The following is a 12,005-nucleotide window of genomic DNA, read 5'->3' on the forward strand; positions in this document are numbered from 1 at the left end:
TTATCTCACCATCCTCGTGATGTCCAGAACAAGGATATCCCGTGCTCCGGCACGTTTCAGGAGATTGATCAGCTGATACACCTTGTTGGTCGACACGACAGCGTGAAGAGCGACAGAACCGGATCCTGCAATGTCCATAATGGTTGGACCTCCAAGACCGGGGATCAGTGCTTTGATCTCCTCGAGTTTTTCGCGTTTCACATTCAGCATCAGATAACACTGACCTTTTGCCGCGATAACGCTTTCAAAGGCAAGAAGGATCTCCTCGATCTTTTCATGCTTTTCAGCGAGAGAGGTTTTGTTCGCAATGACGTTGGTAGTGCTTGCGAGTATCTCGTCAACGATCCTGAGTTTGTTGACCTCAAGAGTCGTCCCTGACGAGGTCAAATCGACGATTGCGTCGGCGATGCCGAGATGGGGTGCCGCTTCACATGCTCCTGAGACCTCTATGATGCTCACATTGACGGATCTCTTTGTAAAGAAATCTTTACAGATGTTTGGAAATTCGGTGGCAATTCGAATCCCATCCATATTTTCCACCGAGTTGATCGGAGATTCATGCGGGACAGCGAGTACAAGTTTTGCCGAGCCGAACTTCAGGTCCAGAAGGCAGGAAACATCCGCCCGGCGTTCTGCGACCATATCTAGGCCGGTGATGCCGATATCGGCAACACCTTTTGCTACATATTCGGGTATGTCGATCGGCCTGACGAACAGGACCTCGATCTCCGGATCTATGGTCTTTGCGATAAGCTGACGGGAACCGGTCATGTTGACATGGATACCCGCCTTGTCCATCAGATCGTTGATCGGCTCTGCTATACGACCCTTATTTGGAATCGCCAGACGTATTTTAGCCATACTTAGAAGGTCTTTAATTTCCCGTCGATGACGAGTCTGGTGATGTCGGTGATGTTTTCCAGACGCTTGTTGACGAGCTCCTCGACTTCGGGTGCGAAGTCCTTGAACATGTATCCGCGTTTGGTAATGCACTGAACGCTTGCAATGTGCGGGTAGTCGATTGGGTGACCGATCTGGGAGAGGAGTCTGACATACATCTCATCGATACCATCAACTTTCTGGCATGCTTCCTTTGCAATTTCAGTAGAAAGCAGGTTGTAGATCTTGCCGATATGGTTGATCGGGTTCTTACCTGAGGTTGCTTCCATGGACATAGGTCTGTTTGGCGTGATAAGTCCGTTGCAGCGGTTTCCGCGTCCGACCGATCCGTCGTCGCCCATCTCAGCAGAAGTACCGTTCACGGTCAGGAAAACCGAGGTCGCTTTTTTGCGGATGATATCTGCGGTATTGATCTCGACTTTCACTTTTCTGTCGGTGTACTGTCTGGCGACATTGGAGAAGGATTCTGCCATCTTCTCTTTCATCTCCACATACTCGTCGACTCCGGAACAATATCGGTCGACCATTGCTGAGGCTACAGTGATGGTGATGGTATTGATGTCTCTGAGTCCCATGAGTTTGAGATCGTAACCGACCATCGGGTTTTTCGGACGGAACTCTTTGGCGATGTACTCGTCGAGTCCGAGGATTATCTGCTCGACTTGGGAGAAGGGAGCATGACCAACACCAAAAGAGGTGTCGTTTGCACGCGGAACTGCGGTGTGACCTTTCTTTGTGTGGAACACATCACGAAGATCGGTGGATCCCGTACCCATACGGCAGTCGACGACTACATCGCTTTCCATATTGAAGGTGGGTATGGTTTCTCTCAGATAGGAACGTGCAGCCTCAACGGCGATAGAATCGGTGGCGAATACTTTGTCGCCGAACTGGCGGGTTGCTCTTCCGGTTAAGAGGAAGTAGATCGGTTTGATGATCTTACCGCCGCCAAACTGCGGGAGGGATTCACCTGCAACGACTTCGCCCTGATCAGTGTTGTGGTGAAGGACTGCGCCGTCGCATTCGTCCATGTATTCTCTGCAGAGTGCCCGGGAGATCGCTTCGGCAACGCCGTCAGCAATACTGTCGGGATGACCGATACATTTGCGTTCGACCAGTTCGACTTTCTGCTTTTCCATTGGAGTCTGAGAAAGATGTGTGATGCTGATATTTCTCTTCATTTTTGAATCACTTCAGAATAATCTGACGTTTGAATATAAAAAAGCTTTCATTACAAATCAGATAATTTTGGACCTGCGGGAAATTGAATATAAGAAATTACGGAAACTATTCATAGAGATTATCACAGTGATTCACCGGGCGGTGAACGATCATATCCATCGCGCCGGTTCAAAGTATCAGTTTGATATCCGTTCGGATCTGGGCAACGGACTTCCCGCCGACAAAGACGCGGATGACCCCCCCCGATTCGGAGACAACGATGCCTACCGCCTGTACGACCTTGGTGATTGCCGCGGTGGCAAGATGTCTGCCGCCAAGTCCGCTCTGCAGATTCGCATCACGGCTGTCTGCATCGAGATACCTGCCGGACGCTTCGATGATCCCGTTCCGATCGACGATAAAGACGCCGTCAAGCTGGGCAAACTCCTTCACACTCTCCCAGTTTTCCTTGACCTTTACGTCCCTGACTTCTTTTGGGTGGCCCGCATATGGATTCAGAACACCCTGATGCGACCAGCGTTTCAGTTCATCGATATCGCCTACAATGAAAGCAGTACCAATCGATCTGCCTTCACGTCCGTCATGGGCGAGTTCAAGCGCGAGCATCAGTACTGCGTGAAGGGCTTCCGGATCGACGATATGTGCATAATTGCCGACTGAGAATGAATTGTCCTCACTTTCCACATCATAGATAAGGATCGCATACGGAAATGCGGCAACCACCGTTCCACTGTCCACGCTGGTCAGTATCTTATACTGAAGTACCGCATCGACGATCTGATTCGAACAGTAATCCACGAGAGCTATCATGCTGCGATCACGCAGGATCTCGGGCTGGATATCGACCACGTGCACGGTAGGTGTGTCGATGACGAGCTCCTCTTCTTTTGGAAGAAAAGAAATGATGGCAAGGGCGTTCACCGTTTTTGCCAGATTGTCCGCGGCTAATAGAAGATTTCTGTTCTTATCACTCATTATAACCCCCTGATAAGATCTGGGATCTCCGACGGGCGTGTTGCAACCGGGATGTCGAGGGCTCGCAGACGTTCGATCTTGGATCCGGCATCTCCTTCGCCGCCTTCGACGATCGCGCCGGCATGTCCCATGCGTTTCTCTTTCGGGGCAGAAACACCGGCGATATACGAGACGATAGGCATGCCGAGGTCAAGTGCACGACGTGCTCCTTCGATCTCCAGACTGCCGCCCACCTCCCCGATCAGAACAACGGTCTTTGTCCGTCCGTCTGCATGGAACTCATCTACAACTTCGGCAAAGGTCTGACCTATGACCGCATCTCCGCCGATGCCGATAATTCCTGACTGACCAAAACCGGCCGAGGTCAGTTCGGATATGACCTGGTATGTCAGGGTCCCGCTTCGCGAGATGACGCCAACGTCCCCTTTCTTGCAGAGATTTGCCGGAATGATACCCAGTTTGCATTCATCCGGAACAAGCATTCCCGGACAGTTCGGGCCAATAACCCGGGACCCGCGGGAACCGGCATAGGCCACTGCCCGCATGATATCATGTACTGGAACATGTTCTGTGATCGTGACAATGGTAGGAATGCGTGCATCGGCAGCTTCCATGATGGCGTCCCCGCATCCGCTTGCCGGAACGAAGATGACCGAAGCTCCGATCTCATATTCATCCAAGGCGTCCACAACGGAGTTATAGACCGGAACGCCGAAGACATCCTGACCGGCTTTTCCGGGAGTCATACCGGCAACAACGCCGGTGCCGCCCACCTGTTTTGCATAGGCGTTCATCAGATTGATGTGGAACTTTCCCTGGGATCCTGTTGCTCCCTGCACGAGGATGCCTGTGTTCTTTCCTGCGTAGATCATTGTATTACCTCCACCGCGGCCCGGATCGCCTGGTCCATAGTATCGGACATGACGTATCCGCACGCCTGAAGGAGCCGGCGGCCTTCTTCTTCGTTTGTACCGGCGATACGAACGATCACCGGCTGTGAGACGCCTGCTTCAATAATCCCTTTGGCGACTTCATCACAGCGGGTGATCCCGCCAAGAAGATTGACCACGATCACTTTTACGCCAGGCATGGATGCAACAAGCCGGACTGCATACATAACTCTGTCTGACGCAGCCCCGCCGCCGACATCCAGGAAGTTCGCGGCTTTTCCGTGATAGTGGGATATGATATCGAGCGTCGCCATGGTAAGGCCGGCTCCATTTCCGATCACGCCGATGTTTCCGTCCAGCTCGACATAGGAGAAGCCGTGCTTCTCGGCCTCGGCCTCACGCGGGGTGAGGTCCCTGTTCTCGGAGATGCCCTGGCGGGCTAGGGAGTTGTCATCCAGAATGATCTTGCCGTCTGCTGCAAGAATACCTTTCGGCGTCATCACCAAGGGATTGATCTCCGCAAGAACTGCATCTTTAGATCGGAAAACGGCAAAGAGATCACGAACGATTTTACCTATTTCTTTTGGAGCGGTACCTATCACGTTTCGGACGATGAAATCCGGAAGGGTGACAAATGACGGATCCACATACACGCGACGGAGTGCCTCGGGTCGTTCCTTTGCGAGGGTCTCGATCTCGACGCCGCCTTCGCTGGAAAAAAGAATCAGCGGCATTTTTTTTGCACGGTCGATGGTGATGCTCAGATAATATTCATGCGAGATTTCGAGCGCTTCTTCGACCAGAATCTTTTCAACGGGAAGTCCCTTGATGGTCTTCGCAAACAGATCGCGGGCGACATCGGCAATGTTCTCTGCCGTTGCCGGAAGAATGCCGCCGGCTTTTCCTCTGCCGCCCACATCGACCTGAGCTTTGAGGACGACTTTATCAGAAACCTTGTCCAGAGCCGGTTTTGCCTCGTCGGCGGAGGTGATCAGAACGCTGTTTGGCACCGGGATTCCTGATTCCCGGAAGATCTGTTTCGCTTCATATTCGCGGAATTTCATAGTTGACTCCTGACGAGTTCCTGCCCGATCGCAAGTGCCCGTTTGTTATTCTCTTCCGTACCTTTGGGGACGCTGTCCAAAACCGCATGTTCAAGCGCATCATAGGACACGATCCCGGTCGCTTCAAGGATCCCGCCGAGCATGATCACATTGGCAAACACGGTTTTTCCCAACTGCGATTTTGATTCTGCCGTCGCCGGCACCTCATAATATTTGCATGCCGGCCGGCTGGTGACATACCCCGGGTCGATGAGCATTACGGCATTATCCTTGACCTTCGAGCCGTATTTATTGTATGCTTCCTGGGACATAATGGCATATACATCCGGATCCGTTACCTTCGGATAAAAGATCGGATCATCCGAGATGATAACCGCAGAGGCTGAGGCCCCGCCGCGGGCTTCGGGACCGTAACTCTGAGTCTGGACAACATATTTTCCCGCATATAATGCAGCTGCCCTTCCAAGAATGACCGCCGCGGTGATGATCCCCTGACCGCCAAGACCGGAGAATCTGATTTCGGATTTCATTTCGCCGCCTCCACGCCGAGTGGCGGATTTTTCCTGCGGACGAACTGACCTACAACGAATTTTTCCGGAGAAAGCTGGATACCTTTGGCCGCATCGCGGTCGGCTTTTACCTTCAGCACGGCATTTTCCCGGAACATGTCGATCATCTGGGTCACCTGCCGCATCTTGTTTTTGCTGCCAAACGAAGTTGGACACTGGGCCATTACCTCGATGAACGAAAGACCAGGAGTCTCAAGTCCAATGCGGATCGCTTCGGTCAGTTCTTTTACGTGGAATGAGGTCCAGCGTGCAACGTAGTTTGCCCCAGCTGCCTCTGCCAATTTGCAGAGATCGAACGGCTGCTCCTGCATGCCGTAAGGTGTTGTTGTGCTGATGGCACCATAGGGAGTACAGGGACTTCCCTGACCACCGGTCATGCCGTAGATGTTGTTGTTCATACAGATCACAGTGATATCGATATTTCTTCTGCATGCATGGATGAAGTGATTCCCGCCGATCGCAGAACAGTCTCCGTCTCCAGTAAACACGATCACATGTTGTCGGGGTTTCACCAGTTTCAGACCGGTCGCAAAGGCAAGAGCACGGCCGTGGGTCGTGTGGAGCGAGTCGGACGATGTGTATCCCGACGCACGGGAAGAACAGCCGATTCCGGATACAAAGGTCGTCTCCTCCTTTTTGAAGTCCAGCTCCTCAACGGCCCTGAGGGTACAGTTGAGGATCGTCCCGTTCCCGCATCCCGCACAGTAGATATGAGGCAGCCGATCCTGACGATACCAGTCTTCCAGGTTCATAAGCAGACCTCAGTCACCGGTTTTTTCACGGTTTTTGCGATCTCCACTGCCTTAAGCAACTCTGCCGGCGTATGAAGAGCACCTCCGAGTTTCGGCACAACCACGATCGGAATATTGGTGTGCTGGCGCACCTCTTTTGCGATCTGTCCGAGGTTCATCTCCGGGATGATGAACGCTTTGGCATTTTTGAATGCGAGCAATGATTCATCCGGGAACGGCCAGACGATACGCAGATTCAGATGACCATATGTATCCGGAACGTCGGCTATAAGCTGCCGAACAGTACGGGTCGGAGCACCGTACGAGATGAAAACCAGCTCGGCGTCCGGATTGACTATGTCGACATCGGTTATTTCATTTCTGAAATCCTCGATCTTTCGAACCTGGCGGCGGACCAGTTTCTCGTGGATCTCCGCAGAATCGGTCGCCGGATATCCCTTTTCATTATGGGTCAGTCCGGTGATGTGGACGTTATGACCCATGCCAAATGTTCCAAATCCGGGAACACCGTTCTCGTCCGGGGCACAGGGAAGCTCGCCCTCTTTCAACTCGCGGCGGGGTACGATCTCGACATTGCTGTGCAGCGTGATCTTTTCCCGCATATGTCCGATGGTTTCATCTGTCATCAGGAACACCGGGGTCCTGAACCGGTCGGCAAGATTGAATGCTTTCACCGTCAGGTCATACATCTCCTGAACAGAGGACGGAGACAGAGCGATCACACTGTAATCACCGTGCGAGCCGTATCTGCATTGAAGCATATCTCCCTGAGCGGCCATCGTCGGCTGACCGGTGGAGGGACCTCCACGCTGAACGTTTACGATCACAATCGGCGTTTCTGTGAAGGCAGCATATCCGATATTTTCCATCATCAGGGAAAAGCCAGGTCCCGACGTCGCGGTCATCGTCCGGGCGCCGGCCCAGGAACCTCCGATGATCGCGGCGGCACTTGCAAGCTCATCTTCCATCTGGATGAAGGTCCCGCCGATTTTTGGCAGGCGAACTGCCATTCTCTCGGCGACTTCCGTCGAGGGGGTGATAGGGTAGCCGGCAAAGAATCTGCATCCGGCAGCCAAAGCTCCTTCTGCACAGGCAACATTGCCGTTCAGGAAATCAGTTTTGTCTGTCAATATTCAATCACCACTTTCTGAGGCTCGAACGGTTTTTCATCAATCCAGGATATTGCCTGGTCCGGACATATCATCTGACACATCCCGCAGAGTTGGCGACCATAGAGCTTCTGCAAACGGCAGTTTGTACATCTCTCAGGATGGTCCAAAACCGGGATGATGTAGCCGCGTGAACCAGGTCTCGTCCCTTCCTGGAAAATTCCGTAAGGACAGACTTTCGTACACATATTGCAGCCTTTACACCGGCGTTCATTGATAACGAGCTTCATTATTAATACTATTAATATTATGAGTCTTTAACAGGCTAAAAGTTCTTCCGTTGAGTATGCCGCACATCCCGTATATCCGAAGAAAAATAGACCTGCAGACTCTCCCCTGACGGAGGATGGAAGGAAAAATCAAGTCGGAGATCAACGGAAAACACCCTGCCTGCATGCGGAAATGATGATGGAAGAAATTGACCCCGTCCCAGCATATGGAAGGGTATGGAGTCCTATGGGAATCCTTATCCATTTTAAAAAGAAGAATTATTAACAACCAGAGGGATACGCTTGCAGAAAAATGTCAGAACCTCACTACGACTTGAGCTCAAAGACAAACCCGGGCAGTTACTTGCTGCAATAGAACCAATATCAAAAAGCGGGGCAAATATCATAACCATCTCCCACCAGCGAGACACGAAGTCCGTTAACGGGGCCTTAATTGTAGACATAGTCATCTCTCTTCCTGAGACACGGCTCGTTGAACTGATGGACGCTCTCCGTGCGAACGGTGTGGCCATCGTAAGAATCGGTACAGAACATCTCACCTGTACAAAAACGTTCATTCTCATTGGCCATATCCTTCACACCGATCTTACGGATACGATCAACCGGATCGATAAGCAGCACATTGCTGAAGTGACCGAACTCGACTTGGTCATGCCCGGCATGGAAGAGCCGTCGACCGCAAAACTCACGATAAAAGCGATGAGCGAAGTTGAGATGAATCAGGCAGTGACAACGCTCAAAGAGATTGCCGTGGAAAAACATCTTCTGATCATCAATCAGATAGGAGGCGGCTTATGAAAACATGGAACATCGCCCTGATCGGTCTTGGCTCGGTCGGACGCGGCGTGGCTGAGGTCCTTTTAGGAGATGGCAGATTCCGTATAGTTGCCGCCGCTGATTCAAAAAGCGGTGTCTTCGATTCCGCAGGCCTCAATATAGATGAAGTTCTTGCAAAGAAAAAGAAGACCGGACGCTGCGGAGATCCTGCCTGGCCGGCAGCACGTATCGCGGCCGAAGCTGAATATGATATCCTGGTCGAAGCTACCCCAACCAACGCCGAAACCGGCGAACCGGCACTTTCCATCATAAAATCCGCGATCATGCGGGGGAAACATGTCGTCACCTCGAATAAAGGTCCGGTCTCACTTGCCTCAGCAGAACTGCTCAGACTTGCGGAACAAAATAACGTCGGGTTCCTTTTCGAAGGTACCGTGGCAGGCGCCGTTCCAATTCTTCGCGGGATAAAATACGGACTTGCCGGCAACAAGATCAAAGCACTGTACGGTGTTTTGAACGGGACCTGTAATTATATCCTGACCAGAATGGAGGAGGAAGGTCTGACCTATATCCAGGCACTCGCCGAAGCACGCGATCTCGGATATGCCGAGGCTGATCCAACATATGACATCAACGGAACCGATGCCGCGATCAAACTCGTCATCCTTGCAAACACCATGCTTGGGATGGATGTCAAACTTGCCGATGTGAAACGTACCGGCATCTCCGACCTGACCGTTGACGCACTTTGGATGGCAGAAGAAACCGGACACTCGATACGTCTTATCGCGAGCCTATATCCAGAAAAGAATCTGCTTGAAGTATCGCCCCGCCTCATCTCGAAGACCAATCCGCTTGTGGTTTCCGGAACTCTGAATGCGGTGACCGTCGAAACCGAGTATGCCGGCGCGATCACGTTCATCGGACGCGGCGCAGGGTCGGTCGAAACGGCGAGTGCGATCCTGGCGGATCTCCTGTTCATCACAGATAAATATGACCGGTAAGGAAAAAACCGGCGGTGTCCTCGAACGCCGCGGAGCATTTCTCTCAGCCACGAGACAGATGACCTTTGAATCAGGTCACTTCACCACCGCCGATCTGGCGGCTTCCGCGAACGTTCCGCGTTCAACGGCACAGGACTGGATCAACCGGCTGATCAAAGAAGGCTGTATCTTCATCAAGGAAGAGCCTCACGGCAGAAACCCGGCACACTACGCATCCAGAAGTGCACTCCCGCAAACCACGTGTAAACGGATATTTACGACCCTCGACGGCAGTGATGTGGAGATCTTCCATGAATGTCTCTCGAGCGGATGTGCAGGGTTTTGTGAGTTCCATCACCGGAAGGCCTGCGGCGCGGCGCTCTCTGTTACCCGTGACGGAATGATCTTTCGTGAACGGGCAAGGATCGGCGAAGCAGGGAACCTCAGACTTGATATTGCCGCAGTCGGCCTTGCTTCTGTGAAAACAGACGGGGACGACATCATCCAGACGATCAGTTCGATCCCCGGAGGGCCGGCATACTCATTATCAGCAATGATGAGCCATGCAAAAGGGGTAAAGGGCGTACAGATCATGGCTGCCAACGGGGTAGTAACCGGCGAAGTCAGAACCCTTGCGCTAAAGGCAGTCACGATCGGCGTGGATGATACCGACCGGAAAGGATGCGGAGGTGCGACCTTTGCTCTTTCTCAGGCACTCATGAAATATCTGACAGACCCGGGAAGCGTGATCGGGATCAGACATCAGGTCGCGGTACTATGTCAGGATATCGAAGAAAAAACCGCCGGAAACTCCTGCAGTTTTATTGAACTTGCCGTGGATCCGAGTGTTTTCGACTCACTTGCCGCAAAGGTCTGCAGGTTTGTCGAAGAGGAGAGCGTTTCCGATAATTGGGGGGTCGCGATCCTCACCAGCATCACTGTACCCTCGGATCTCCTTATGCTTGGGAAAAAAATCAGGCAGGAACGGGTGTCAATGGAGGAAGTCCTGGAAATCGCAAAACGTACCGGTGTTCGTGTCTACGGCAAAAAAGGCATCATCGGAGCGGTCGGAGCAGTGAGCCTGAAATCCCAGCCCCAGGAAGTCCTTTTGGATCTGGCAAACCCTATTGTCATGGGACAATAATTCCTACAATAACCGCAGTTTTTTTCAAAAAAAAGTTATCGGGAGTTAGTGCACCCATTCTCCCCGGGCGTTTCCGGAGAGTTCTTGTTTCCAGATAGGTACTTTTTCCTTCAGACGCTCGATGATAAAACGTGAGCCCTCATAGGCCTCAGGACGGTGGCCAGCTCCCACCAAAATGACGACGATCGTTTCACCCAGAGCAAGGCGTCCGTACCGGTGAATAATATCCACAGAATTCAGCCCGAATTTATTCGTTGCCTCCTCCGCAATATATGCGAGGTCTTTTTCCGCGACCGGAACAAACGCTTCGATCTCGAGGGCGTCCATGTTCCCGTCGTCCCTCACACACCCAACGAAAACGATCTGGGCGCCGTCATTGTTCGTACGTGAGGCACTGATCAGAGCGCCGATATCGATATCTTCCTTTTGTAATGCGAGAACCATATCTTACCCTCCTGAAACCGGCGGATAAATGACGATCTCGTCATCTTCAGCCACCAGAATCGTTGCTGCATCGTCGGAGTCGATCCGCTCCCTGTTGTACATAAGGATGATATGGGACCTGAGTTCGGCATCGGCGAAGAGTTGGTCCATTCCTTCACTTCGTGTCTTTGCAAAAGCCAGAAGGGCGCCGAGGACGGAGGTCCCGTTCGGGACGCTCAGGGTGTTCTTCTCACCGAAGAACTCCCGGAACTTAGCAAATGAGCGTATGGTTATCTGCGGCATGTTCGTTGATAAGATGTTGGCACTGCAGATATGAATAATTACGCGTCGGATTTTGCTTCGAGGATCTCAGCCAGAGTGATAGTAAACACAAGGGTTTTGCCTGCGAGAGGGTGATTTGCATCAAGAGTCACCGTCTCTTCATCGATCTTTGTGATGGTGACAGGAATCTGATTTCCGTCCCCAAGCTGGATCATAAGCTGCTCGCCGGGATTTGCAGTAAAATCTTCCCCGAATTCTTTTCGCGGAATGTCCACAGTCATTTCGTCGGTCTTTTCGCCGTATGCTTCTGTTGGGAGGATCGTGACCGACTTCCTCTCGCCGATCTCCATCCCGATAACTGCGGCATCGAATCCGGGAACGACCATTCCCGAACCCACGGTAAACTCAAGAGGATCACGATCCTCTGATGAGTCGAAACGGGTCCCGTCGGTCAATTCTCCGATGTAGTGTACGCGTATTGTATCGCCGTTTTGTACTGACATACCGAGAAGGTGGGATTTAACGGTATAAGTATTTGGCGGGACCACATCACCATACAAAAATCATCCAACGAACACACCGATTTAGCACAATAATTGATGGGATAAAATGCCCGGATATGGCAGTTCGTTCTGCCGAGACCAAAATCCTATATCATACCACAT

The 12,005-nt window shown here is 52.0% G+C and carries 15 protein-coding genes; 3 read left to right on the forward strand and 12 right to left on the reverse strand.

All coding sequences use genetic code 11. The annotated features are described in order from the left end of the window. From hisG to Q7J08_RS07915, 9 genes are all read right to left on the reverse strand, one after another. On the reverse strand, positions 1–861 hold the full coding sequence (gene hisG, locus Q7J08_RS07875; RefSeq protein WP_304911138.1) for an ATP phosphoribosyltransferase: 861 nt from the start codon (positions 859–861) through the stop codon (positions 1–3). 2 nt (positions 862–863) lie between these two features. Further along, on the reverse strand, positions 864–2,081 hold the full coding sequence (locus Q7J08_RS07880; RefSeq protein ID WP_304911139.1) for a methionine adenosyltransferase: 1,218 nt from the start codon (positions 2,079–2,081) through the stop codon (positions 864–866). Between the two features lie 169 nt (positions 2,082–2,250). Further along, positions 2,251–3,057, reverse strand: coding sequence for a diadenylate cyclase (locus Q7J08_RS07885; RefSeq protein WP_304911140.1), 807 nt, complete (start codon positions 3,055–3,057; stop codon positions 2,251–2,253). Next, on the reverse strand, positions 3,057–3,929 hold the full coding sequence (gene sucD / locus Q7J08_RS07890) for a succinate--CoA ligase subunit alpha (protein ID WP_304911141.1): 873 nt from the start codon (positions 3,927–3,929) through the stop codon (positions 3,057–3,059). The genes Q7J08_RS07885 and sucD overlap by 1 nt, the downstream gene beginning before the upstream one ends. Next, positions 3,926–5,011 carry an ADP-forming succinate--CoA ligase subunit beta gene (sucC, locus tag Q7J08_RS07895; RefSeq protein WP_304911142.1) on the reverse strand — a complete coding sequence of 362 codons (1,086 nt, stop codon included), beginning with the start codon at positions 5,009–5,011 and terminating at the stop codon, positions 3,926–3,928. The genes sucD and sucC overlap by 4 nt, the downstream gene beginning before the upstream one ends. Then, positions 5,008–5,541, reverse strand: coding sequence for a 2-oxoacid:acceptor oxidoreductase family protein (locus tag Q7J08_RS07900; RefSeq protein WP_304911143.1), 534 nt, complete (start codon positions 5,539–5,541; stop codon positions 5,008–5,010). Before Q7J08_RS07900 ends, sucC begins: the two co-directional genes overlap by 4 nt. Further along, positions 5,538–6,332 (reverse strand): thiamine pyrophosphate-dependent enzyme, encoded by a 795-nt coding sequence (locus Q7J08_RS07905; protein ID WP_304911144.1) that lies wholly within the window; start codon positions 6,330–6,332, stop codon positions 5,538–5,540. Before Q7J08_RS07905 ends, Q7J08_RS07900 begins: the two co-directional genes overlap by 4 nt. Continuing rightward, positions 6,329–7,462, reverse strand: coding sequence for a 2-oxoacid:acceptor oxidoreductase subunit alpha (locus Q7J08_RS07910; protein WP_304911145.1), 1,134 nt, complete (start codon positions 7,460–7,462; stop codon positions 6,329–6,331). The genes Q7J08_RS07905 and Q7J08_RS07910 overlap by 4 nt, the downstream gene beginning before the upstream one ends. Then, positions 7,459–7,731, reverse strand: coding sequence for a ferredoxin family protein (locus Q7J08_RS07915; protein ID WP_304911146.1), 273 nt, complete (start codon positions 7,729–7,731; stop codon positions 7,459–7,461). Before Q7J08_RS07915 ends, Q7J08_RS07910 begins: the two co-directional genes overlap by 4 nt. Positions 7,732–8,013: 282 nt before the next feature. On the opposite strand from Q7J08_RS07915, the gene Q7J08_RS07920 reads away from it, so the two are divergent. Genes Q7J08_RS07920 through Q7J08_RS07930 form a run of 3 tightly spaced genes read left to right on the forward strand, consistent with a single transcriptional unit; the run spans position 8,014 to position 10,635 of the window. Beyond that, entirely contained in the window at positions 8,014–8,529 is a 516-nt protein-coding gene (locus Q7J08_RS07920) for an ACT domain-containing protein (RefSeq protein WP_304911147.1), read from the forward strand. After that, the gene (locus tag Q7J08_RS07925; protein ID WP_304911148.1) at positions 8,526–9,512 is read left to right on the forward strand and encodes a homoserine dehydrogenase; all 987 of its coding nucleotides are present in this window, start codon (positions 8,526–8,528) and stop codon (positions 9,510–9,512) included. Before Q7J08_RS07920 ends, Q7J08_RS07925 begins: the two co-directional genes overlap by 4 nt. Next, complete coding sequence (locus Q7J08_RS07930; protein ID WP_304911149.1) at positions 9,502–10,635, forward strand: sugar-specific transcriptional regulator TrmB; 1,134 nt, start codon at positions 9,502–9,504, stop codon at positions 10,633–10,635. Before Q7J08_RS07925 ends, Q7J08_RS07930 begins: the two co-directional genes overlap by 11 nt. Positions 10,636–10,680: 45 nt before the next feature. On the opposite strand, the gene Q7J08_RS07935 is transcribed toward Q7J08_RS07930, so the two are convergent. The 3 genes from Q7J08_RS07935 to Q7J08_RS07945 are packed head-to-tail and all read right to left on the reverse strand — an operon-like array spanning position 10,681 to position 11,843. Then, on the reverse strand, positions 10,681–11,079 hold the full coding sequence (locus Q7J08_RS07935) for a molybdenum cofactor biosynthesis protein MoaE (RefSeq protein ID WP_304911150.1): 399 nt from the start codon (positions 11,077–11,079) through the stop codon (positions 10,681–10,683). A 3-nt stretch (positions 11,080–11,082) separates the two neighbouring features. Then, on the reverse strand, positions 11,083–11,361 hold the full coding sequence (locus Q7J08_RS07940; RefSeq protein WP_304911151.1) for a MoaD/ThiS family protein: 279 nt from the start codon (positions 11,359–11,361) through the stop codon (positions 11,083–11,085). A 38-nt stretch (positions 11,362–11,399) separates the two neighbouring features. Next, positions 11,400–11,843, reverse strand: coding sequence for a peptidylprolyl isomerase (locus tag Q7J08_RS07945; protein ID WP_304911152.1), 444 nt, complete (start codon positions 11,841–11,843; stop codon positions 11,400–11,402). Between the last annotated feature and the right edge of the window lie 162 nt (positions 11,844–12,005).

The organism is Methanocorpusculum sp., from assembly GCF_030655665.1.
Lineage (GTDB): Archaea > Halobacteriota > Methanomicrobia > Methanomicrobiales > Methanocorpusculaceae > Methanocorpusculum.